General features: G+C 52.6%; 19 protein-coding genes. 8 read left to right on the top strand and 11 right to left on the bottom strand.

The window, feature by feature from the left end; translation table 11 throughout:
* The first annotated feature begins 4 nt into the window (after positions 1-4).
* Complete coding sequence (locus ACO0LK_RS26335) at positions 5-1,405, top strand: DUF1501 domain-containing protein (protein WP_422980439.1); 1,401 nt, start codon at positions 5-7, stop codon at positions 1,403-1,405.
* A gap of 62 nt (positions 1,406-1,467) precedes the next feature.
* On the opposite strand, the gene ACO0LK_RS26330 is transcribed toward ACO0LK_RS26335, so the two are convergent.
* From ACO0LK_RS26330 to ACO0LK_RS26320, 3 genes are all read right to left on the bottom strand, one after another.
* Complete coding sequence (locus tag ACO0LK_RS26330; RefSeq protein WP_422980437.1) at positions 1,468-2,064, bottom strand: chromate transporter; 597 nt, start codon at positions 2,062-2,064, stop codon at positions 1,468-1,470.
* Entirely contained in the window at positions 2,064-2,630 is a 567-nt protein-coding gene (locus ACO0LK_RS26325; RefSeq protein ID WP_422980435.1) for a chromate transporter, read from the bottom strand. The genes ACO0LK_RS26330 and ACO0LK_RS26325 overlap by 1 nt, the downstream gene beginning before the upstream one ends.
* A 114-nt stretch (positions 2,631-2,744) precedes the next feature.
* Positions 2,745-3,233 (bottom strand): phage regulatory CII family protein, encoded by a 489-nt coding sequence (locus ACO0LK_RS26320; protein ID WP_422980433.1) that lies wholly within the window; start codon positions 3,231-3,233, stop codon positions 2,745-2,747.
* 116 nt (positions 3,234-3,349) lie between these two features.
* Here ACO0LK_RS26320 and ACO0LK_RS26315 point away from each other — a divergent pair, with 116 nt between their 5' ends.
* The 3 genes from ACO0LK_RS26315 (at position 3,350) to ACO0LK_RS26305 (ending at position 6,001) form a co-directional block, all read left to right on the top strand.
* On the top strand, positions 3,350-4,252 hold the full coding sequence (locus ACO0LK_RS26315; RefSeq protein ID WP_422980431.1) for a hypothetical protein: 903 nt from the start codon (positions 3,350-3,352) through the stop codon (positions 4,250-4,252).
* Positions 4,253-4,256: 4 nt separating this feature from the next.
* Complete coding sequence (locus ACO0LK_RS26310; RefSeq protein WP_422980429.1) at positions 4,257-5,081, top strand: DUF2491 family protein; 825 nt, start codon at positions 4,257-4,259, stop codon at positions 5,079-5,081.
* A gap of 110 nt (positions 5,082-5,191) precedes the next feature.
* Positions 5,192-6,001, top strand: coding sequence for a hypothetical protein (locus ACO0LK_RS26305; protein ID WP_422980427.1), 810 nt, complete (start codon positions 5,192-5,194; stop codon positions 5,999-6,001).
* A gap of 4 nt (positions 6,002-6,005) precedes the next feature.
* Here the strand turns inward: ACO0LK_RS26305 and ACO0LK_RS26300 are convergent, their stop codons facing one another.
* Complete coding sequence (locus ACO0LK_RS26300; RefSeq protein WP_422980425.1) at positions 6,006-6,896, bottom strand: methylglyoxal synthase; 891 nt, start codon at positions 6,894-6,896, stop codon at positions 6,006-6,008.
* A gap of 191 nt (positions 6,897-7,087) precedes the next feature.
* On the opposite strand from ACO0LK_RS26300, the gene ACO0LK_RS26295 reads away from it, so the two are divergent.
* A complete protein-coding gene (locus ACO0LK_RS26295) occupies positions 7,088-7,849 on the top strand; it encodes a tetratricopeptide repeat protein (RefSeq protein WP_422980423.1) in 762 nt (253 codons plus the stop codon).
* A 27-nt stretch (positions 7,850-7,876) separates the two neighbouring features.
* Here the strand turns inward: ACO0LK_RS26295 and ACO0LK_RS26290 are convergent, their stop codons facing one another.
* The 6 genes from ACO0LK_RS26290 to ACO0LK_RS26265 form a co-directional block, all read right to left on the bottom strand.
* The gene (locus ACO0LK_RS26290) at positions 7,877-10,273 is read right to left on the bottom strand and encodes a sensor domain-containing protein (protein WP_422980421.1); all 2,397 of its coding nucleotides are present in this window, start codon (positions 10,271-10,273) and stop codon (positions 7,877-7,879) included.
* Positions 10,270-11,550: an HD-GYP domain-containing protein gene (locus tag ACO0LK_RS26285; protein ID WP_422980419.1), complete on the bottom strand. Its 1,281-nt coding sequence runs from the start codon at positions 11,548-11,550 to the stop codon at positions 10,270-10,272. The genes ACO0LK_RS26290 and ACO0LK_RS26285 overlap by 4 nt, the downstream gene beginning before the upstream one ends.
* A gap of 281 nt (positions 11,551-11,831) precedes the next feature.
* Positions 11,832-12,317 (bottom strand): YybH family protein, encoded by a 486-nt coding sequence (locus ACO0LK_RS26280; RefSeq protein ID WP_422980417.1) that lies wholly within the window; start codon positions 12,315-12,317, stop codon positions 11,832-11,834.
* 50 nt (positions 12,318-12,367) lie between these two features.
* Positions 12,368-13,156 (bottom strand): DUF4349 domain-containing protein, encoded by a 789-nt coding sequence (locus ACO0LK_RS26275; RefSeq protein WP_422980415.1) that lies wholly within the window; start codon positions 13,154-13,156, stop codon positions 12,368-12,370.
* A gap of 9 nt (positions 13,157-13,165) precedes the next feature.
* A complete protein-coding gene (locus ACO0LK_RS26270; protein WP_422980413.1) occupies positions 13,166-14,185 on the bottom strand; it encodes a transporter in 1,020 nt (339 codons plus the stop codon).
* 156 nt (positions 14,186-14,341) lie between these two features.
* Positions 14,342-15,301, bottom strand: a complete 960-nt coding sequence (locus ACO0LK_RS26265; protein WP_422980411.1) for a LysR family transcriptional regulator — start codon at positions 15,299-15,301, stop codon at positions 14,342-14,344.
* Between the two features lie 303 nt (positions 15,302-15,604).
* Between ACO0LK_RS26265 and ACO0LK_RS26260 the strand changes: the two genes are divergently transcribed.
* The 3 genes from ACO0LK_RS26260 (at position 15,605) to ACO0LK_RS26250 (ending at position 20,705) form a co-directional block, all read left to right on the top strand.
* The gene (locus ACO0LK_RS26260) at positions 15,605-18,487 is read left to right on the top strand and encodes a TonB-dependent receptor plug domain-containing protein (protein ID WP_422980409.1); all 2,883 of its coding nucleotides are present in this window, start codon (positions 15,605-15,607) and stop codon (positions 18,485-18,487) included.
* A gap of 271 nt (positions 18,488-18,758) precedes the next feature.
* Positions 18,759-19,058 carry a hypothetical protein gene (locus ACO0LK_RS26255; RefSeq protein WP_422980408.1) on the top strand — a complete coding sequence of 100 codons (300 nt, stop codon included), beginning with the start codon at positions 18,759-18,761 and terminating at the stop codon, positions 19,056-19,058.
* A gap of 9 nt (positions 19,059-19,067) precedes the next feature.
* Positions 19,068-20,705 carry a tetratricopeptide repeat protein gene (locus ACO0LK_RS26250; protein WP_422980406.1) on the top strand — a complete coding sequence of 546 codons (1,638 nt, stop codon included), beginning with the start codon at positions 19,068-19,070 and terminating at the stop codon, positions 20,703-20,705.
* Between the two features lie 80 nt (positions 20,706-20,785).
* Here ACO0LK_RS26250 and metH read toward each other — a convergent pair whose 3' ends face one another.
* Positions 20,786-24,535 carry a methionine synthase gene (metH, locus tag ACO0LK_RS26245; protein WP_422980404.1) on the bottom strand — a complete coding sequence of 1,250 codons (3,750 nt, stop codon included), beginning with the start codon at positions 24,533-24,535 and terminating at the stop codon, positions 20,786-20,788.
* Positions 24,536-24,622 lie beyond the last annotated feature (87 nt).

Below are 24,622 nucleotides of genomic sequence, written 5' to 3'. Positions count from 1 at the left end.
AATCATGAAAAATCCAAGCACGATGAATGCATCCCGCCGCGCTTTTTTACAGCGCGCTTCTGCCTTGTCGATAGCCGGTGTGGCTACGCCATGGGCATTGAACCTGGCTGCCATGGCCGAAGCGTCTGCCGCCAATGCCGATGACTACAAAGCCATCGTCTGTGTCTTTCTGTATGGCGGCAACGACTATGGCAATACCCTGGTGCCGTATGACAGCAGCAATTACAACGCCTATTATCAATTGCGCCCCACCCTGGCCTATAGTCGCGATCGCCTGGGTGGCACAGTACTGAACCCACTGGCTGCGCCGGTGGACAGTGCGGGTGTGAGTCACCAGTATGCGCTGGCCCCGGAACTGGCACCTTTGCTGCCGATTTTTAATGCCGGCAAGATGGGGGTGCTGCTGAATGTAGGCACGCTGGTTCAGCCTACCAGTAAACTGCAATACACCAACAAGACCGTGCCTTTGCCACCTAAGCTGTTTTCGCATAATGACCAGCAATCGGTATGGCAATCATCCGCGCCTGAGGGTGCGACATCTGGTTGGGGTGGTCGCATGGGTGATCTGTTTCAGTCGGGAAATGGCAATGCCACGTTCACCTGCGTCAACGTGTCTGGCAATGCAGTGTATTTGTCCGGCCAGACTGCGGTGCAGTATCAGGTGTCGACCAATGGGTCTGTGCCCATGAATGGTTTGCAGGCACCACTGTTTGGGTCCGCAGCTTGCTCTGCCGCCCTGCAAAACCTGGTGACGCAAAACCGTACGCATTTGTTTGAAAATGAATATACGCGGGTCAGCAAACGGTCGATTGATGCGAACGGTGTGCTGACTTCAGCTTTGGCTGGTGCACCGGCAATCACCACGCCATTTGATGAAAACAATAATCTGGCCCAGCAGTTGAAAATGGTGGCGCGCATGATTTCCTGTAACAGTGCGCTGGGTGCAAAACGCCAGGTGTTTTTTGTGTCGATGGGCGGATTCGATACGCATGACGGCCTGGTGTCGACCCATCCGGGTTTGCTCACTAGTGTGGCCGATGCCATGTCGGCTTTTTATGCGGCGACCCAGGAACTGGGCGTGGCCAACAAGGTGACCAGTTTCACGGCATCAGATTTTGGCCGCACCCTCAGTGGCAATAATGATGGTTCCGACCATGGCTGGGGTAGCATGCATCTCATGTTGGGCGGTGCGGTGAATGGCCAGCGCTATTATGGAACGGCACCCATCGTGGCAAGCAATGGGCCGGACGATGTGGGCCAGGGACGCTTGCTGCCAACAACTTCCGTCGATCAGTATGCGGCCACGCTGGGTAAATGGCTGGGGGTCTCGGACAGTGATTTGCTGATGTTGTTACCGAATCTGGTCAACTACAACGTCAGCGCACGCAACCTGGGTTTTGTGTGATTAAGCAGTAACTAATCAAGCACTAACTAAGCACTAACTAAGCAATGTAGCGGAGTGCCATTTCAGATCAGGCCAAACCAGCCAAGAATGGCACCCGCACCGAGCAGCCATAAGAGATGCAGACGGGTACGCCAGACCACGACAGTACAAACCAGCGTCAACACCCACAAGGGCCAGGCTTGCGCCGCTTTGCTGTGCGATGCTGCCATGATCCAGCCCGTGGCCAGCAACAGGCCGATGACGATGGGTGCCAGCCCCAGTTTGAATGCCCGCACACTGCGTAGTTCACGGTTGGCGTGGCCCCAACTGGCGGCCATGTAAGTCAGCGTGGTGCTGGGTAACAGGATGCCTGTCATGGTGACCAGCACGCCCAGCAAGCCAGTCCACATGCCGCCGGCATTCATGCCCACATTCCAGCCCATCAGGGCGATAAACAATACATTCGGGCCGGGCGCTGCCTGGGCTATTGATACCGATGCATTGAACTGTGCATCCGTTAGCCAGCCCTGTTGCGCCACCAGATAGCGGTGCATGTCGGGCAAGGTGGAAACGGCTCCGCCTATCGATAATAGCGATAGCATCATGTAATGCAGGAACAACTGTAACCAGTCATTCCAGTCCATGGAAATCTGCAAGACGGCGTGGGCGGTATCCGGCATTATTTCAATCTCCGGTACACCAGAGCAAAGGCCAGGCTACCCAGTACCAGCAGGACATAGGCCAGTGGCAGACGGAACAGGGCGATACCGACAAAGCAAACTGCACTGAAGGCCAGCGCTATATATTTGCCCATGGGGTTATTGTTCAATGCCGGCACCAGTTTCAATGCAGTGGCGATGATCAGGCCCGCAGTCACGGCGCTCATGCCGCGCAAGGCACCGACCACACTCGGGTATTGGGCAAACTGGGCATAGATCACCGCCAGCACCAGTACCAGCAACAGCGGGATGGACAGCATGCCGGCCAGTGCCGTCATGGCACCCGGCAAACCAAAGTGGCGGTGGCCTATCATCATGGACAGATTGACGACATTGGGGCCCGGTAATATCTGCGCCACGGCCCAGTCTTCGACGAATTCTTCTGAGGTCAGCCAGCGCTTGCGCTCCACCAGTTCACGCTGCACGATGGCGAGTACACCACCAAATCCTTGCAATGCCAGCAGAGTAAAAGAGATATACAAATCCGCAAGGGATGCGGGCCGCTGGCTCGTTGGTTCAGTGGACATGATGGTGGCAGCCTGGCGGCTGTTTTGTATTGAGGCAGGCCACTATTGTAAATCAGCAGAGGAAATGCTGCTGAGCAAAATTGTTTGCTTGCCTAAAAGACAGGTCAATCCGTACTAGTCTCTTTGCCTGTGATGTGCACGTATGCGCGCACGCCATTCACCCAGCACCGTCAACGCGCTTTGGAATTCTCTTTCTATCAGATCGGCTTCGGCATCGGTGATCACGCCATCGAGCAGGGCGGTAGATACCGCTTCGGCCACATCGCCAACACGGCTCATGACGCGGCATACGGTTTGCGACAAATCGTCTTCACTGACCTGGTCCGGTTCCGGAATGGCAAAGGCAGCCATGCCATGCCGGCTGAGCAGTGCATGCAAGGGCAGGTGGGCGTCTTTGACGCCAGCGTCGTGGCAATGCTCGACGATGATGGACAGTTCTTCAAACGATGGGTAATGCGACTCTATGCCGGGTGCCAGTTTATTGCGCAAGACATTCACCGAGACCCCCATCTTGCTGGCCAGTGCTTCCAAACCGCCAGGATATGCGCGCGCTATCTTGTACAGGGCGTCGTGCTGGTTCATATCCGAATATTTCCGTGTCATGGTGAATTCCCTAATTTATTACCGATGATCTTTGCATTTTTGCTCACTATGATGACATCCATCAAGCGATGAGGGATTGTACAGAGAGCTTAATCTTTTTTCTATAGACCAGGACCATGAACAATTTTTATCACAAGTTAATCATCATGATGGCACTGATTCTGCCCCTGATGGCCAATACGGTCAATGCGGCTGGCCGTTCCGGTGGTTCGTCTACGGGTTTCAAGGGCGGTTTCTCTTCACAAAGAAGCATGAGCAAGCCTGCACCATCGAAACCATCGAACACAGCGTTTGGCAGTTTCAACACGAGCAAACCGGCGACCAGCAGAAATTCTGATTCAGCCTTGAACCGTGACCTGCAAAAAAACCAGGCCCAGGCCAACGCCCTGAAAAGTATGGATGCGCGCAAGCAGGCCGCTACCTCGCCATCTACTCCGCCACCGCTGAACACGGCTAATGGTGCCACTAATAGTGTAGGTAACAGCGCTGGCAACAATACCAACAATAGTTTTGGCAGCAATGTCGGTAATGGTGGTGTGGGCGGCTATCAGGCCAACAACGGATTTTCCACTGCGAATACAGCCAACATGAACCGCCCTACCGGATTTAGCACTCCAGCACCTGCACCTGTGATCGTGCAGCGCAGTGGCATCGGTGGCGGAATGGCGGGTGCCTTCATGGGTTTCATGCTGGGCAGCATGATCAGTCATCCGGCGGCTGCCGAATCTGCCGGGCCACGTTCCAGCCAGCTGGAACCGATTGCTGGCCAAGGCAGTGTAGTCAGCGATGGTAGTAGCGCCAGTGGTACCAGTGGTATCAGTGATACCAGCCTGCCAGTCGCGAATGCCCAGCCTGCCAGTGTCGTACAGGAAGAAGGCACAGGCTGGAAGCTGCTGCGTCTGGCGATATGGAGCCTGATTCTGGGTGGCCTTGGTTGGCTCATTTACAAAATCTGGAGAGTTGTCAAACCAGTCCGTAAGCAGACATCTGCAGCACATTACAGTTTGGGAGGAAATTAATACCATGGCCTGGAAAGATGCATACCAATACGTAGGAAAAATTCTCGGCAGGCAGGACGCTGATCAGCAAAACCAGCAAAACCCCCAAGACAGGCATGCAGAAAGCGGCCGCCAGGATGCCGCCCTGCCCCTGGGTGCACGCCTGGGCAGCGTGGTGAATTTGCAGAAGACACCATTGATACGCGCTATCAGTCAGGGTTCGCTGATTGTCATGCCGGATGAAGCTGAAACCCGCATCGTGGCTATCAGTCGCGTGCAGTTGCCGGTCAGCGGCAAGATGTACCGCTATTACCTGAATGCCGATGCCGAAGGTGGTGAAAAATTCCTGCAATTGTATTGCGATGCCGATGACCAGTTGCAAGAGCTTTTGTATTGCAGTCACCTGACCCGCGTGATACCGGAAACGGTGGAAGACCAGCAAGCCTTCCTCGGCGAAAACGGGTCTGGCCTGGGTGACCGCAGTTATAGCCTGTGGCGTCAGCAACTGGCCGACATAGGTTGGGATGAGTCCAGTCTGGATGCTGTGTTTGCCGATGCTGACAGTTTGCTGTATGAGCGCGATATGGGTGACCCGGGGCTGGAATTTGTGGCACCTGTCAAAGGTATGGAAACCCGCATTGATGATGCCGGTGGCCAGCATGGCCTGCAACAGGAAGTGGTGTTCATGCCGTATCGCCGCAACCTGGGACCAGAGGGAGGACAGACAGAATTATTGCTGATCAGCACAGAGATATTGCGCAGCAAGGATGGCGACGCCACACAGCGCGGCATCCACGTCGATTTCATGATTGCCTTGCCGCTGGAAGCGGAAAGGCTACTGGTGCAATAGCACCGTTTTTATGCAGTACCGAACCTGAAGTAAAACCGCTGAAGTACAGCACTCACAGCACAACACTCGAAGCACAACACCGACCGCGTCACACACTGAAAGGAAGTAACATGAGTAACTTGAATGGCTGGGGCTTGACCGCACGTCTGATTTCCAAACACTTTGGTGCCCTGGGCGATAAAGTATCAGAAGCCATCGCCAATTTTGATCCGGAAACAGCAACAGAAGCCGATCGTGACCGACTGGCAGCCACCCTGCGCGAAACAGCGCAAAAACTGGCGGCAGCACGTGCCTCTTTCGACAAGGAACATGCCGATGTCGTGCGTCTGCGTGAGCTGATCGCCAATGATGAAAAAGCCTCGGCAACGCTGGCAGACCGTCTGGCAGCAGGTAAAATTTCTGAAGCAACAGTCAGCCTGTTTTGTGATGAGCTGGAAGCCAACAAGGCCCGTCTTCCTGTGGAAATGCAGGAAGAAGCCGATGCGCAGGAATACATGAACGAGTTGCAGAAAATCGTTGATGCCTTTTCCAGGCAACTGGCAGATTTTGATGCGGCGGCCAAAAAAGCTCTGCAAAATCTGGCAGCGGCAAAAGCCCAGAAAGACCTCCAGCAATTGCGGGTGGAAAGACAGGAACAACTGAGCAATCTGTCCGGTATGCAAAGTCATTCGACGGCGCTGAATGCGCTGACCCGGCGCGCCCAGAATGTCAGCAACGAAGCGGCTGGCTTGCGCATCGTCGCCGACATCACGCAAAAACCGCTGGATCAGGCAGCCGAGATCGATGCTATCCGTAAATCGGTTGCCCAGGGTGACACCAGCGGTGAAACCACGCTGGAAAGACTGAAACGTCTGTCGGGTCAGAACGCTGCTGCTGGCACTACGGCTGCTGCTACTGTCGCAACTGCTACGGCAGCCTGATCGTTCAGCCTGCCACTCTGTGGGTAAGCAAGCTGAGCCAGCGGTCCGCACCACTGACTTCACTGACAACCTGAGAAAAGTCAGTGACGGTGCGGGCTGCTCTTTCCAGTAACTGGATGTCGGCTTCATGCTGGCGTGCCACATGCGGGTCTTCCAGAAACAGGATGCGACGTATCTGGCGATCCAGCACCAGTTCTGCCAGTTGCGCGTCACCACCCAGGGGGCCGGACAAGAATGGTCGTGCCCAGTTTTTGCCAGCCTCTTTCCCCTTGATTTGTTGCGCCAGGCGGTTCAGCAAACCGCCGGTGGTGCCGGTGGCGTAGCGATAGGCAAAGCTGTCCAGCAGGGCGAAATGTTTTTCTGCCATGGCCAGCATGCTTTCTTTCATTGCATCATGGGCGATCAGGGCGATGCCTTCCTGTTCCAGTTGAAAACTGTCGTTCAGGCGGGTATCTATACTGGCTCCGGCTGCCGTGGCTTCCAGTTCCAGCCATTCGCGGGCGCTGGCCAGCGTAGCGAGAAAGGGTTTGCGATGAATGACGCACTGGCGTTTCAGCGCCTGCGCCTCGGGGAAAACAGAAGACGGATCAACCGGGTCGATCAGATAAATCACCGCATCCACCGCCCGTGCCGGATCGGTGTCGACGACACGGGACACCAGTTTCATCAAACCACCTTCCCTGCCGTAAGGAAAACGTTCTACACTGGGGCAAGCGTCCAGCAGGCCATGGGAAATGATTGCATCCAGAGTGCGGCCAACGATGACCAGTTCCGCCTGCAAATGCCTGAGTGCCGGACCAGCGCCGTGTAGTAGCTGTACCAGGGCAGAATTTGTTGCGTCCTGGTGCGAGCGGTTGGCGATTAATCCTATGCGTAGCTTTTTGGTGACGGTCACGTTGGCTATCCTTGTAAGTAAGTGCTGGCAGGGTCTCTTCGTCTGCCTAGTTTACCCTTTGTTCGCCTCTGCATACCGCAAATATGGGCTTTCTGGCTACATTTTGTTACCTATTCCAACAGTGGCGAAACACGCGAGAAATATGAGCAGCGTAGCATCGGGGTTCAGGCAATATGACAGGTGAGGACGATATGAAAAAGTGGCGACATCTGTTTGTGGTATTGACGATCATGCTGTCTTGCGCATCCGCCCTGGGTGACGATGACTTTGATGATGAAATGCAAGTTCGTCGCTGGGCCTTGCTGGGTGACACGCAGGCACAGAATATGTTGGGCCTGCTGTATCTGGACAGCGAAGAAAGCATGCAAAACCGCCAGGAAGCCGCTTACTGGCTAGAGCAGGCAGCCGATCAGGGACATGCTGGTGCTCAGGCGAACCTCGGTGTCATGTATCTGACGGGGGAAGGTGAAGAGGCTGACGAAGCCCAGGCTTTCCGCCTGTTCCGCCGGGCCGCAACACAAGGTATGGCATCTGCCCAACTGGCGCTTGGTTATATGTATGCGACCGGCAAGGGTGTCGAAGTGAATCACGAAGAAGCCGTATTCTGGTATCAACAGGCAGCCCAGCAGGGCAATGCCAGTGCCCAGCATCATCTTGCGATGGCGTATCAGGAAGGTGAAGGCGTAGATAAAAATGGCGATTTGGCGGCACACTGGGAAAGCCTGGCAGCAGATCAGGGCTTGTCTACAGCCCAGTTCCAGATGGGATTGCGCTACTTGCATGGCGACGGTGTAACGCGTGACATGATGACCGGTTATACCTATCTGTTGAAAGCCAGCATGAAGGTCGGTAGCATGGCCATGGACAGCCGTGAACTGGTCAGCAATGATCTGACTTCAGAACAAATTGCTGAGATACGTGATGATTCCCGTTACTGGAAAGCACCTTTATAAAAGAACCTATGTGTTTGAGTTGATTGCTCAGGACAGATAACGTTTTTCAAATTCCTCTGCCGATACAGCGGCAGAAAATAGATAACCCTGCATTTCATCACAAAGCATCTTTTGCAGGAAGTCGCGTTGCTCTATGGTTTCCACACCTTCTGCCAGGACGCGCAATTTCAGGGCCTGGGCCAGATGGATGATGGCTGTGACGATGGCGGCATCGCTTTCGTCGCTGGGCAAGGCATCGACAAACGAACGGTCAATTTTCAGTTTGTAGATAGGGAAACGCTTCAGGTAACTGAGGCTGGAATAGCCGGTGCCAAAATCGTCAATCGCCAGTTTTACCCCCAGGTCGGCCAGCGACTGCAATCTTTTCAGGGCTTCTTCAGCATCCCGTATCAGGATGGATTCGGTCAATTCCAGTTCTATGCATTCTGGCTTCAGGTCATTTTCCTGCAAGGCCAGGGCAATGCTTTCCACAAAATTCGATTGCTGGAATTGCAGCGCCGATACATTGATGGCGACCCGTATCTGCTTGCCATCTCTATTCCACAGCGCAGCCTGGCGGATGGCCGTTTGCATGACCCAGTTGCCGATGGGGACGATGACGCCGGATTCTTCGGCGATGGGGATGAACTGTGCGGGGCTGACTTCACCCAAATCCTTGTCGGTCCAGCGCAGCAGGGCTTCGACACCCAGCAGCCTGCCGGTTTTCAGTTCTATTTGCGGCTGGTAATGCAGACGAAACAGATTATGTTCCAGCGCCTGGCGCATGGCATGGTCCATCTTCATGCGTGACAGCAGGCCGATATTCATCTGGCGCTGGTAAAAGCGGAAGTCAGAACGGCCTCGTTCCTTGACGTAGTACATGGCGCTGTCGGCATTCTTGATCAGGTCAGCCATGCTGCTGCCATCGGCGGGGTACAGTGCGATACCGATGCTGGACGTGACGGTGAAGTTCATGCCATCCATGGAAAACGGTGCCGACAATTCATCCAGCACGCGCCGGGCACAGATCTCTGCCCCTTCGGCATCGGCTTCATGCAGCAACAGCACAAATTCATCACCACCCAGACGCGATGCCGTGTCCACCTGGCGTATGCATTTTTTTAGTCTTTCGGTGACTTGTTGCAAGACGCGGTCACCAAAAGGATGGCCTAGAGAGTCGTTGATTTGCTTGAAGTGATCAAGGTCAAGAAACAGCAGGGCAAACGTGCTGTTGTTGCGGCTGGAGATGGTGATGGATTGCTTGATGCGTTCTTGCAATAGCAGGCGGTTGGGCAGGCCGGTCAGTACATCAGAAAATGCCAGTTCCTCGATCTTTTGTTTGGCGGCATGGGTTTCTGTCCTGTCCTTGAAAAAACCGATGTAGTTCAGTGCCCTGCCCTGCATATCGACAACCCTGACCAGCGAGATCATGCACAGATAGGCGTGTCCATTCTTTCGCCTTATCCACAATTCACCTTCCCAGAAACCGAGGTTTTCCAGTTCCTTGAGCAGGTTTTCGACCTGTTCGGCATTGCCTTCTTCACAAAAGAAGTCTTTCGGCGTCTTGCCCACCATTTCCGCTTCGCTATAACTGCTCAGTCTTTCGAAGCTGGGATTGGTGGTGATGATTTTTTGTTGCGCATCGGTGATGAAGATCGCATCGGTGCTGGATTCAAAGACCTTGGCGGCCAGTTGCAGACGGGCTTCGTCGGCCAGCCTTTGGGTAATATCACGGTAGGAATAGACGCGGCCTATCGGTCGGCCCCGCGCATATTGCGGCAGGGTGACACGCTCCAGTATCTTGCCTGAACGCAGTACCAGTACATCGGTGGCTTCCATCAGCGGCGAACGGGTGATGGTGCCCAGTCTTTCGGTGTAGTGATTGGCGTCCAGCATGCATTTGTCCATCCAGGCATAGATGGCATCGTCATCACGCTGCGTCAACAAATCGTCGGGCAGGCCCCACAGTTCGGCAAACAGGTGGTTGTAACTGCGGATGGCACCGTCCAGATCAGTGACCAGGATGCCGTCTGCTGTTGATTCCAGGGTCGCCCTTAATTCTGCGATGAGTTTTTCCAATTCATTTTCCACCTGTCTCTGGCTGGAGCGATCATGGATGGCAACGACATAGATGGAACCATCCATGCCGACCTTGACCAGACTGACTCTTCTTTCCACCTGCACGATGGTTTCATCGGCACGTTGCAACAGGGTCTCTGAGTGGATGTTGTCGGACAGACCGGCGGCCACGTCTTCCCAAAAAAATACATCCTCCGGTGCCGCCGCCAGGTCTATGATGCCACGCCCGACCAGGGTGTCTGGTACCATTTTCAGCAATTGATGGACGGCGCGGTTGGCAGCGACTATGCGCAACTGTATGGGATCAACCAGCAGGATGGCTTCCAGCATGCCTTCTATCAGCGCCTGCCATTGATGGGCCTTCACGACGCCGCCTCGCTTTCGGTCTCTGGTCCCATTTCCAGACCACGCTCAAAGAAATAGCACAGGCGCTTGCGCGGTGACAGGTAGTCGTAGGCGGCTTTTGGCAATTGCAAGGGTTTCAGGCTGCGGTGTATGCACAGCGTCTTTTCGTGTTCCAGATTGATGACCAGGGCTTCTTCGCGCGGCACGGACGGGCTGTGGATGACGACCTTGGGTTTGATCGGGCGGGCAGAATTGACCGATACCACCATAGCATACCGTTCATCGGTCAGCTGTACTACGGAGCCCGGCGGGTAGATGCCCATCATGCGGATAAAGGCGGTCAGTGTGGCCGGATGAAATTGCGCTTTGCGCTGGGTGAAAATCTGTGACAGTGCTTCATGTGGCGTTACAGCCAGCGCCGGGTTGGCTGGATTGCATAAATTGTCATACAGATTCACCAGGGCCACAATACGACTGATAGGGCTGATTTTATCGCCGCTGACTTTGCGCGGATAACCGCTGCCATCGGCATATTCATGATGCTGCCCAACCAGCAGCATGGCGTTGGGTGACAGCCCCATTTTGCGCGCCAGATTCAGGCCATGCATGACATGGTCATGGTAGAGCTGGTTTTCGGCATGATTGAATTGTTCATCTTGCCAGCGCAGGCGGTCTGGTAATTCTATCTTGCCGATGTCGTGCAGGATGGCACCGATTCCCAGGTCCAGCATGTCGGCCTTGCTCAGGTGCAGTGCCCGCCCGAGCAACAGGGAAATGACGGTCACGTTGATGGAATGCAGCGAGGTTTTTTCTCCTGCTTTTTCTGACAGCAGGCGAATGGCGGCTTCATCTTCCCCCAGTATTTCTCCCAGAAAGCCCTGTATCAATTGCTCGGTCAGTTCCCTGGCCGTGACTGGCTGTGCATGGACGATATCCGTGACCTGTTTGAAGGTTTGGGCAGCGTGGGCGAATTGGCGTTCGCATACCTGTAGACTGGCTTGCTGGCTGGCCAGTAATTCCCGTCTTAGCCTGGCCGCATGGCTGGCCGCACTTTCTTGTGGACGTGGTTCAGGTGTTATGAGTGCTGTTTTGTCGCCATCGGTTTCGGGTGTACTTTTGTCCGGCGCATAGCGAATCCGCTCAAGACCCAGTGAACGTATGGTGTCGATTTGCGACTGATTGCTGATTTTGAAATTGGAAACGGGAAAAGGGTGGTCCATCCAGCCGACATCAAGATACACAAACATCCCTATGCGCAATTGGGAAAGCTCAATGAACTGTGTATGAATATCAGTCATGACGCCCGTTTCTTGATGACAGACCCTGTCATTTGATTTTTTATTCTTGCCAGACAGCTCATCTCTTGAGGTCCGGCGTCTTCACCCACTTTATATTGAACCCTCATGCAGTATAGTCATCCCTGTGCACAACATAAGTATGTAAGCATAAGTATGTAAGTTATGTATTGCACATGGTACAACAGTTTTTTGCAACAATAGCTATAAATACACCAAATTGTGGGTTTTATGCCCGAATTCCATCACATGTTGTGGATAAGTGCCGGTTTTTCCGCGATTAGTCAGGGTTTGGCGCAATCGCAGACATCATTGCCCTTGTCAAAGATGATGCGCCAGACGCCCGGGCTTTCCTGACGCCAGATGGAGGTGAAGGTGGCGACGATTTTGCCTTGCGGGTCTTTGACTGGCCCGGTACTGAGTGCCAGCTGGCCAGAATTCAGGACTTCGACGGTTTCCGGTGCCCAGGAAAAAGGCGCGGTTGAGCCTTCATAAAAGCGTTTCCAGGCGTTGGCAACTTCCTGCTTGCCATGCAGGACCTTTTTGCCTGAAAAGAATATGGTTTCTTCTGACAGAAACTGACTGAAGGCCTGGTGATCACGAACTTCCATGGTCTTGGCAAACGCGCGTTCGGTCTGCATGACCTGGCTGACCAGATCAGGAATGCTGACGGCAGCATCCGCTGCCACCGCAGCCATTGGCGTATAGGCAAGCAGTGCTGCGAAAGCCAGGTTGCTGGAAAAAAACAGGCGGGACAATATCTTGCGCATGGGATGCTCCTTCATGGAAATGAATGTGGCAGACCTGAAGACAATGGCTTTTATGGCTTGGGTGCCGTGGCTTTCTTCCTCCGCCACAACCAGCGTACTACCCAGGCGCAGAAAAACAGGACGATGGACCAGGGTAATAGATAGGCGATGCCGGTAATCGCGGCAGCGACACCCTGTGCCAGATTGCCAGCAAATCCGGACAGTGCCTGTCTGACGGGCTGGCTGAATGAGTGGCTATTGTCCGGCGTCAGTGTCACGCTCAGCAGTTCGGTGTTCACTCTCTGCATCAGTTGTTCGCGCTTGCCTGACAGGGATTCTATCTGTTCCTGCACACTGGCCAATTCCTTGTTGGTCTTGATGAGGGCGTCGATATCTGCGTTAGCACGGCTGCGCAGGGCTTCCAGCCGGGTGCGGTAATCATTCAGCATGGCCAGTTTTTTCTGGTTATCCTGGATGGGCGCGGCCAGGTCTTCAGCTGTGACGGATTGGTGAATGACATCGCCCTGCTTGTTCAAATTGGCCAGCAATTTCTGGATGCCAGCCGGATTGGCGCGAAATTTAAGGCGGGCGCTGGCATATCGTCCTGTATCGAGCTTGGCTTCCAGGATCACGCATTGTTCAGCTTGCAGGTTCAGGCAGAATTGCTGTGCTGCTGCATGCATGGGGCCGATTTTCTGTTCGTCCACTTCCAGTTCCAGGAAGTGTGCATAGGCCAGGGTCTTGTTGCTGCCGTCTGTTCTGCCCGCTTCGGCGGCATTGCCGCCGCCAGCGCTGCCTTCTTTTTTTCCGCAGGCCAGCAGGCTCAGACACATCAGGATGGCAAGAAAGGTGACGCGCATCATTTGCTCCTAGTCCTTGTTGTTTTTCTTGAATGCCAGCCAGCCGGCAATGACGGTAAAGGTGGCGACGATGGCAACCACGATCCAGAAACCGTCTTCATGCTGTGCCAGCGGTATGCCGCCGACATTCATGCCCAGCAGGCCGGCGATGATATTGATCGGCAGGGCCAGCACCGTGACGATGGTCAGCACGAACAGGGAGCGGTTGTTTTGTTCATTGACGCTGGCGGCAATTTCTTCCTGCAAGAGTTTGATGCGTTCCTGTAGCGACGCCATGTCGCTCAGCACGACCGCAAATTCTTCGGTGGATTGGCGCAATTCCTGCACATCGCTTTCTGCTACCCAGACTGGCGGTCTTTGCAGCAGGCGGAACAGGGCTGCCGGTTCTGGTGCCAGCAGCCTTTGCAGGCGTACCAGCACACGACGCAGTTCACCCAGGTTGGCGCGCTTGTGGTTCAGGCGGTCTGCCAGCAAATGGTCTTCGATGTCATCAATCTTTTTGATGACATTGCGTACGATGCCGATCAGGACGTCGGCCTGGTCACGCAATAAATGCGTCAGCAATTCGGTCGGTGAACTGAAATGCTCACCCTGGTTGACGGCATTGCGCAGACGGTCCACCGATTGCAGCGGCTTGCGCCTGGCGCTGATCATGATGGTGCCGGTGACATTCAGCCACAAGGTGGCAATGTCGGATGCTTCAAAGGCGAAGTCATGCAGCACATCATTCACCACCGCAATCAGGCTGTGATCGGCATGTTCGATGCGGGTGGAGCGAGAACCTTCGTGCAGGGTTTCATAAAATTCTTCGGGCAAATCGGCATGTTCATGCAGCCATTTTTCTGCCGCTACATTCGACAGATTGAAATGCAGCCAGATAAAGGAATTATCCGTAGCGCTATGTCTGGATTGCAGCCATTCGAGAGCATCTTTGGTCTGTATGAGTTTGCCGGGCTGCTCATGGGCAAAAACATAACCGCAGATGAGTCCTGACTGATCCGAACCGTAAGATAATTGATCTGTTTGCATTGACTGTCCAGGCGAAGAAACTGCCGACATTGTAAATCAGCACCGCTTTCTTCACGACAGACTTTCACCGCAATCTGTCGTGAACAGCTGGCTTGTGACGGTTTGCTGACTTTGGCTACCGTTCGGATCGTTCAGTATGCTCCGGTGATCAACTGATCAACTGATCAGCATGTTCTTATAAGTCAGTGAAGCCTGACGTACGCAATCCTGAAAAGTCAGCGCTGCATGGGACAATGGCCGGGTCTTGTTCCATATCATCCCGACCGGGCTGGGCAATGGTCCCAAATTTAGCGGCAGGATTTGCAATACCCCTTCCGCCACGGACTGGCGGGCTGCCGATAAAGACAGCAGACCCAGGCGTGGTGGCTCCATCAGCAATGGCAGGTTGACCGAACGGGATACCGATTCGATCACATCGGTTGGTTTACTGACCCCATTCTTGGCCAGCAGGTTGACCATGCGCTTGTAGGTCGGTGATTCTTCCACCGACAATATCCATGGCAGATTATTCAAATCCTTCCAGGTCAGATTGTCGCGATGTGCCAGCGGATTTTTACTGGACGTGACGATCACCAGTGGATCGTCGTACAGCACTTCTTCTTGCAGATGCTCGGCAGCACGTTCAGAAAACACACGGCCGATGACGATGTCAAGCTTGCCTTCGCGCAGATCCTGCAATTGCTGGTCTACAGTACCGTCCATGATGCGGATGGTCACATTTGGCCAGTTGGTTTTGAGTATCTTGACAGCCTTGGGAATGATGGTGGTTGACACCACGCTCAGAATACCCACCGTGACCTTGCCGACGGTGCCGGTGGCCAGCGAACGCATTTCCTGATGCGCTTTTTGCAAATTGAATAAGACTTCTCTTGCATGTTTGATCAGACATTCGCCCGAAGGTGTTGGTTTTATACCACGCCCAGCTCTTTCGAACAGTTTGACCCCTATCCCTTCTTCCATCTCGCCCAGCATCTTGGAAACGGCCGGTTGGCTGACATGCAAAGAAGCTGCAACCTGAGCAACCGTCTGCTTGTCAGCCAGTTCGACCAGCAAGCGAAGGTGCTTGATTTTGAGGTGGCGAGCAAAATACTTTTCTATGGGCAACGAATCAATCATAACGATATGGGTATATTTTTCTGCCAAATTCTCATTGGACGGTAATGAAACTGTAATGGGATCATACACGCATGAAACAAAGTGTAACAACCTGCTTGTAGTCAATGCGCTGATAAATATCAATTTTTATTAGTAAATTTGCAGGCTTTTTACACTTTTTTGCGCATCGTTGTGCATTTGCGCATCGTAGTTTAAGCATCGCTTTGGTTCGACCACGATCCGGCATCTCAGTTCATTAGAACTTGCCGGATTTGTCTTTTTTCGCAGTTTGAACCTATCCCCGATTTACCAAGGAGAGATTGAATGTTTTATCAAGAGAAGAAATGTGCTTACGCCGTAAAGCTGGCGTTGGCAATGCTGTCCAGTGGCGTACTGGCAAGTGCTCAGGCGCAAGACGTGAAATCTGAACCAGCTGAAAAAATTCAAAAAATTGAAGTAACGGGTTCACACATCAAGCGTATCGACAAGGAAGGTACATCTCCTATCCAGACGCTGACAGCAAAAGATATCAGCCAAAGTGGTGCCACCACGGTGGCCGAATTGCTGCGCACTATACCAGCTCTGGGTAGTGGCGGTGCATTTGACGCCGTTGATGGCGGTTTTTCTCGTGGTGTGGCAACAGCATCCCTGCGTGGTCTGGGTTCCAGTTCCACTCTGATTTTGCTGAATGGCCGTCGCATGACACCATCTGCATACGCTAACCCAAATCAGGGTCAGTCCACACTGTATGACATCAACAGTATCCCTCTGTCGATGCTGGAACGTGTAGAGATATTCAAAGATGGCGCTTCTGCCGTCTACGGTTCCGACGCGATTGCCGGTGTTATCAACTTCATCACCAAGAGCGATTACCAGGGCGTGCAGATGAACGCCACCATGGGCGCGAATGATGACAACCAGTTCAAAAAGAAAAGTGTCAGCGCTTCCGCCGGTTTTGGTAACTATGGACAAGACGGCTACAACGTCACTTTCAGCGCTGAATTTTCCAAGCGCGACCGCGTAGCGATCAAGGATGCCAACGACGTAGAAAAAGGCTTGTACAGCACGCTCAACAACCGTTTGTCCCCTTACTCCAGCAGCATCAGTAACCAGCCGTTCTTCTATCGCGAACGTACGCCAGGCAGCAAGACTTTCTTCTCTGCCAATGACGCCAACGTTGTCAACCGTACCAATTGCGATTCCTCACGTCTGATCACTGGCGGTGCACAATACAATATTGCCACGACCAGCGCATTGTACAATCGTCAATTCTGTAACTATAACCTTGACGATTTTGCCGAAGTTCAGGGCGCAGGCCAGGACATCAGCGCGATGTCTCGCGGCATCTATCAAATCAATGACACTTTGTCAGCGTTTGCCGAAGTGGCTTACAGCAAGACAGACCGTGATTACACCGGTGGTTCACGCTCTATCGATGGCCGTACACCTTCCACAGCATTTGCCTTGTCCGGCGCAGGTACACCATTCCAGGCAATTTTGCCGGTAGGCCATCCTGACAATCCTTTCCCGACCAGCCGTGCTGCAGTTGTTTATCGCTTTGAAAACGTCGCAGGTGGCACCAACACGACCAATGAAGCCCTGCGTTTTGCGTCCGGCCTGAAAGGTAGTTACAAGAACTGGGATTGGGAAACTGGCGTATTGTGGAACCGTTCCGAGCGTACTGATATTTCCAATGGCTTCCTGTTGCTGCCAGAAGTACAAAAACTGATCGATCAGAACATGTCTTTGGCCGACGTTGCCAAACAGCCTAACCTGAGCCGTGCATTGAAGAGCGTTGGTGTTGCTGAAATCGCACAAGCTGATTTCAAGGCAAGTACAGAATTCGGTAGCCTGCCAGGTGGCGCAATCGGTTTTGCATCTGGTCTGGAATTCCGTCAGGAAAAAATGACTTTGAAACCAGATAACCTGACCAGCTCTGGTCAGGTCCTGGGTCTGGCAAACCAGTTCATTCAGGGCCAACGTAATGTGACTTCCGCTTTCTTTGAAGTACGTACACCGTTCCTGAAAAACTTTGAAATGGATTTTGCCGGCCGTGTCGACAAATACCCTAGTTTCAAAACCAATTTCGTGCCAAAAGTGGGCGCAAAATGGACTGTGAATGATTCTCTGGCTTTCCGTTCGACTTATGCACAAGGCTTCCGTGCGCCGGCACTGGTACAGGTTACTGCTGGTGGTACACAGACCTTCCTGAACAGCCTGGTTGATCCTATCCGCTGCCCGGACGGCAAAACACCATTGACTGGTGCCGACAATACCGACTGCTCCAGAAGTATTTCGACGCTGATCCGTCAAAACCCTAACCTGAAGCCAGAAACATCCAGAAGCTTCTCGCTGGGCATGATCTTGTCACCTACACGTGATTTCGACATCCTGGTTGACTACTACAACATCCGTAAGGAAGATGAAGTGGCAGCCCTGTCGTCCACACTGATCCTGAACAACCAGGATGCATATCCAGGTACAGTGATTCGTGATACCAACCCTGTCAATTTTGTCAAAGACAAAAACGGCAATGTGATCCCGAATTCCGGCCCTTTGATTTCTCTGTTGCGTAACTACGTCAACCAGGGCAGTACCGTGGTTAGCGGCGTTGACGTCGAAATGGCGATGCGTAACAACCTGGGTGATAACGGCAAGCTCGATACCCGTTTCCGTACTTCCTACACGATAGAATTCCGTCGTGCAGAAAAACCGGGCGATCCTGAAACCAATCTGGTCGGTACACGCGGTGGTGTTTCCAACTTCTCTACCAGTGTTGGCGATATTCCTCGTTTGCGTGCCAGCCTGTCTTCTTCCTGGACCAAGCAAGCGCATACAGTCAACGGTGCGATCAACTTTGTTGGCGGCGTTTCTTTGATGCGTTACACCAATGCGGCTGAAACCTATCCTGTCGCTTACTGCAATTATGGCAGCGGCCAGCCAGCAACAGCCACTTCACTGGGTGGCGTTGCCAAGTACCTGACGTATGTGCCTGAATGTGCAGTAGCCAGCTGGACTACAGTAGATCTGGGATACACCTACAAAGGCTTCAAAGATGTGACGATAGGTGTGCGTGTACTGAACGCAATGGATTCCAAAGCGCCTTACGATCCTAGCTCCAGCTACACCACCAGCGGTTATAACGACAGCCTGCACAATGCCTATGGCCGTGCATTCCGTCTGAACGTCGGTTACGTATTCAAGTAATCAATGTAATAAGCAGCTAACGCAATTAACAAGCAGCAGGGGCGCAAGCCCCACTCCGATGCCGTTCAGTGAATCACTGAGCGGCATTTTTTTATGCAGGTCGTTTGTTGGGGCCAACGGCCAGCATTTCCCACACATGTTACCCGGCAGAATTATCCACTTGGGGCTTTTGATAAATTAGTATAATGATAGTGAGTGCAGGCGAGAGCATGGCGTCACCTGTCAACTATCGTTGCAATGAGTCGGTTTTGGTTACACAAAAGGGAAAGTCATGATTAGTTGGTTTAGCGCGAAAGAGGCAAAGGAATTTGGCCTGCAACTGGCTGAATTTGTGGTTGCTCAAATGCCAACAGAGCTTGCTGCAAAAAAAGACAAAACGTTCAAAAAGCGTATAAAAATCTTGCAGCAGCTGGAACAGAAAATACACAACTTCAGGCTTGAACACCGCCTGAACATTTATAAAAAAGCGCAATTCGGCAATGTTTTCAAATGGCATTTGCTGGAACAGGGCTTCGACAAGGATGTGGTGGAAGAACTGACCAACATCGTAATGAAAGAAATCGGGAAATAGAGCGACGGCATGTTCAAGTTAATTAAAAATCTATTTTCTGCCGACAAAGAACCCATCGCGACGGAACCGAAGGCAAGTCTGCTGACAGGTGCTGAGTTGCAAGAAAAAGCAAATCTGCTATTCAGTGATGGCCGGCTGATGCAGGCAAAAGACTTATATGAACGAGCTTTACAACTTGATCCAACGCTGGCAAAAGCGCATAGCATGCTGGGCTTTTTGTTTTTGGAAGAAAAGAATCTATTACGGGCGCAACATCACATAGTCAAGGCATTGGAACTTGATCCCACGCTTGCGAACGCACACTATTTGCAGGGTGGTATTTTGTATGACAAGGGTGAAATAGCGTCGAGTGTCGCCAGCTATCAACGGGCCATTGAACTTGATAATACTCTTCGGTTAGCATACCGGGACCTCGGTATGGCCTACATCATGTTAGGCCAGGCCCAAGAAGCGAATGTGATAGTTGACCGTGGCCTTGAGCTATTTCCCGATTTTTGTGACCTGCATTACTACAAAGGGAATTTGCAGTCGCTGGAATTGGACTATGTTTCGGCAGAGAAAAGCTATTCGCTAGCGCTTGTCGCCGAAAAAAAATCATTGATGCTGTATACCGATTTAGCCAATGCACAGGCACAGCAGAATAAAATCGAAGAAGCGATCAACACCTATCAATTGGCATTGAAAGAATTTCCAGACGCGTCTGAAGTCGAGCTTAGCGTGGGGATTTCCCAACTTTTGCTGGGGGATTATCCTCAAGGATTGAAAAGTTATGAGCGACGCTTAAAGGGTGTCATGCTGGAGTTTATGCTGAAACTCCCCAAGGAAGCACGCTGGACAGGCAAAGAGGATTTAACAGGAAAAGACATCCTGCTGATTACTGAGGAAGGTCATGGCGATACCATACAATTTATTCGCTATGTAAAGCTGCTTAAATCAAAAAAATGTAAAGTGATTGTTGTCGCCTCACCTCTACTAAAACGTCTATTGGCAACTATAGATGGTATAGATGAGGTGCGGGACTTTGTCGATGAAATTTCTTTCGATTGCTACTCGCCTTTGATGAGCTTGCCTTTATTGCTCGGCACCACGGTTGACACTATCCCTGCGAATATTCCGTATATCTCAAGCGAACCGGAACGCGCCGCAGTTTGGGGCAAAAGACTGGGACCGAAAAGGGCTAAACCTTTAGTGGGTATTGCACTGACCGGTAATCCTGAGCATAAAAGAAACAAGACCAGGTCACTGGATATGAAGTTAGCTGCCAGACTGTTTTCAGCCGATGCTGACTTTGTCATTTTGCAGAAAGATTTATCGGCGTATGACCGGGAGATACTCAGTCATTACCCCCATGTCAGACATTTTGGACCGGAAATGCACGATTTCTCGGATACGGCGGCTTTGGTAGAATTGATGGATTTGGTTATTTCCATAGACACTTCTATCGCACATCTTGGCGGTGCTATGGGCAAGCCGACCTGGGTTTTAATCGAATACAATCCAGATTGGCGCTGGCTACTGCATAGAACGGATAGTCCGTGGTATCCATCTGCACGTTTGTTCCGGCAACCCAAGGTAAGAGATTGGGATACTGTGACTGAAGACGTAAAGCAGGCGCTGGAGTCATTTGTACGAACTGTCCCTGCCTAAAATTCAGTCATGGCCTGGCGGGAAGGCTGTTCAAAAATAGAGCGGTAAGCAAATTTGAGAACAGCCTTAGTGGAAACCAGCTACAAATTCGGTGCCAGCCAGCGTTCCACTTCTTCCTTGGGTACATCGCGTCGTTCGGCCATATCGGTGACCTGATCATCCGCAATTTTACCTACGCTGAAATACTTCGATTCAGGATGAGCAAAGTAAAAGCCCGATACTGCCGCGCCAGGTATCATGGCCCATGATTCAGTGATGTACATCTCTATTTCTTCACACTGCATCTGCTTGAACATTTCGGTCTTGACCGTATGTTCCGGGCAGGCAGGGTAGCCAGGGGCGGGGCGTATGCCTTTGTAGTTTTCCTTGATCAGGTCTTCATTGGAGAGGGCTTCATCGGCGACATAACCCCACAGGTCTTTACGTACGCGTTCATGCAGGTATTCGGCAAAGGCTTCGGCCAGGCGGTCTGCCAGTGACTTTAGCATGATGCTGCTGTAGTCATCATGCGCATCTTCAAAGCGCTTTTCATACTTTTCTATACCAAGGCCAGCGGTTACCGCGAACATGCCTATATAGTCCTTGATGCCGCTGTCTTTTGGTGCGATGAAGTCTGACAGGCACTGGTTGGGTCTTTGCACGCCATCGATGATGGGTTTCTCTGTTTGCTGACGCGTGCCGTAATAAGTCAGGGCCACCTGGCTGCGGGTGTCGTCGGTATAGATTTCTATATCGTCATCATTCACGGTATTGGCAGGCAGCAGGGAGACCACACCATTCGCCGTCAGCCAGCGGCCCTCGATGATTTTCTTCAGCATGGCCTGGCCTTCGGCAAATACTTTGGTGGCTGCTTCTCCAACGACTTCATCAGTTAATATGGCAGGGAAAGGTCCAGCCAGGTCCCAGGTCTGGAAGAACGGGCCCCAGTCTATGTAATTGGCAATCGTCGCCAGATCAATATTTTTGAACAGGCGGCGACCTATGAATTTGGGTTTGACTGGCGCATTGCTGCCAGTGAAATCCACTTTCATTTTATTCGCACGGGCTTGCGCCAGCGTGACCATGGGTGTAGCTTTTTTATTCGCATGCTGGGTACGGATACGTTCGTAATCGCTACCGAGGTCAGCGATGTACTGGTCACGGCTTTCCGGTGTCAGCAGTGATTGTGCGACAGACACTGAGCGCGAAGCATCAGCCACATACACAACCGGGCCTTCATAATTCGGCGCAATTTTCACCGCGGTATGGGCGCGGCTGGTAGTTGCACCACCGATCAGCAACGGGATCTTGAGCATGCGGAAATGCGGGTCACGCTGCATTTCTTTGGCTACATAGGCCATCTCTTCAAGGGATGGTGTGATCAGACCAGACAGGCCGATGATGTCGGCATTTTCTGCCTTGGCCTTGGCCAGGATTTCTGAGCAGGGCACCATCACACCCATGTTCACCACTTCAAAATTATTACACTGCAAGACCACGGTCACGATGTTCTTGCCGATGTCGTGCACATCGCCTTTGACCGTGGCGATGACGATCTTGCCCTTGGGCTTGTTGTCACCGCTGCGTTTCTTTTCTTCTTCGATATAGGGGATCAGATGGGCAACTGCCTGCTTCATGACGCGGGCTGATTTCACCACCTGTGGCAAGAACATCTTGCCCTGGCCAAACAGGTCACCAACGATATTCATGCCTGCCATCAACGGGCCTTCAATGACCTGGATAGGGCGGCCACCTGCGTCCATGATGGCAGCGCGGGCTTCTTCGGTATCTTCGACGATCCAGTTGGTGATACCGTGTACCATCGCATGCGACAGACGTTTTTCTACTGGTTCGTTACGCCATTCCAGCGTGGCTTCTTCTTTCTTGCCGCCGGCTTTGAGCGTGGCAGCAATTTCTATCATGCGCTCGGTCGCGTCTTCCCGGCGGTTCAGCACCACGTCTTCAACACGCTCGCGCAATTCAGCGTCCAGCTCACTATACACACCGACCATACCGGCATTGACGATACCCATGGTCATACCCGCCTTGATGGCGTGGTACAGGAATACCGTGTGAATAGCTTCCCTTGCCGGGTCATTGCCACGGAAAGAGAAACTCACGTTCGAGACACCGCCGCTGATCTTGGCACCGGGCAGGTTTTTGTGTATCCAGTCAGTCGCTTCAATAAAATCAACGGCGTAATTATTGTGTTCTTCAATACCTGTGGCGACCGCGAAAATATTCGGGTCAAAGATAATGTCTTGCGGATCAAAATCCAGTTTCTCGACCAGCAGGCGATAGGCGCGTTCGCAAATTTCCACCTTGCGCGCATAGGTATCCGCCTGGCCTTTTTCGTCAAAGGCCATGACGATGACGGCTGCGCCATAACGCTTGCACAGCGTGGCCTGACGCAGGAATTCTGCTTCGCCTTCTTTCATGGAAATCGAATTGACGATAGCCTTACCCTGCACGCATTTCAGGCCAGCTTCGATGACTGTCCATTTCGACGAGTCGATCATGATAGGCACGCGGGCGATATCCGGTTCGGACGCGATCAGGTTCAGGAAGCGTGTCATCGCTGCCAGTGAATCCAGCATCGCCTCATCCATATTGATGTCGATGACTTGCGCGCCGTTTTCTACCTGCTGACGGGCGACAGCCAGTGCTTCATCGTATTGCTCATTCAAAATCAGGCGGGCGAAGGCTTTTGAGCCGGTGACATTGGTACGTTCACCAACGTTGACGAACAGCGATGTTTCATCAATCGTGAACGGCTCCAGACCAGACAGGCGCATGGCTGCCGGTACGGTCGGGATATCGCGTGGCGTGCGGGTTTGCAGGATGTCGGCAATCGCCTTGATATGATCAGGCGTGGTACCGCAACAGCCACCGGCGATATTGATGAAGCCGGCTTCGGCAAATTCTTTCAGCAGGGCTGAGGTATCGGCTGGCAATTCATCAAAGCCGGTATCGCTCATGGGATTGGGCAAACCGGCATTCGGGTAAATGCAGACAAAGGTGTCGGCAATTTTTGACAATTCTTCTGCATACGGGCGCATCAGGGCAGCACCAAGGGCGCAGTTCAGGCCGACTGTCAGCGGTTTGGCATGACGTACCGAATTCCAGAACGCTGGTACCGTTTGGCCCGACAGGATACGGCCAGACGCATCGGTTACCGTGCCAGAAATCATGATGGGCAGGCGGGTCCCGGTTTCTTCAAAAAACTGATCAATAGCGAACAGCGCTGCTTTACAGTTCAGTGTATCGAATATGGTTTCGACCAGCAGCACATCGGCGCCGCCTTCAACCAGACCACGGGTTTGTTCCAGATAGGCGGCCACCAGTTGGTCGAAGGTGACATTACGTGCTGCCGGGTCATTCACATCTGGTGAAATCGATGCTGTTTTTGGTGTAGGGCCAAGCGCACCTGCGACATAGCGTGGTTTGTCCGGTGTCGAATATTTGTCACAGGCAGCGCGTGCGATTTTGGCTGAGGCGACATTCATCTCATAGGCCAGATGCGCCATGTGGTAGTCATCCTGCGCGACAGTAGTGGCACCAAAGGTATTGGTTTCTATCAGGTCGGCACCGGCTGCCAGGTATTGTTCATGGATTTCGGCAATCACATGCGGCTGTGTCAGCGACAGCAGTTCATTATTGCCCTTTACGAAGAGTTCACGCACGGTTTCCGGACCGGTAAAGTCCTTGAAACGCTCGCCACGATAATCTTCTTCTGTCAGTTTGTAGCGCTGGATCATGGTACCCATGGCGCCGTCGAGTATCAGGATGCGCTTTTGCAACATCTCGCGCAAACGGGTTTCGAGGGCAGATACAGGCAGGGTCGTAGTCATGATGTTTACTCGCAATAAAACAAAACCCGATCAGCTTGTGTGTGCAGGCGGATCGGGCGACGTCCTTTTAGCAGCACTTATTACGCG

The organism is Undibacterium sp. Ji49W, assembly GCF_049340205.1.
In the GTDB taxonomy this organism is placed as follows: domain Bacteria; phylum Pseudomonadota; class Gammaproteobacteria; order Burkholderiales; family Burkholderiaceae_D; genus Undibacterium.
This window is presented reverse-complemented; position numbering and strand designations above follow the sequence as displayed.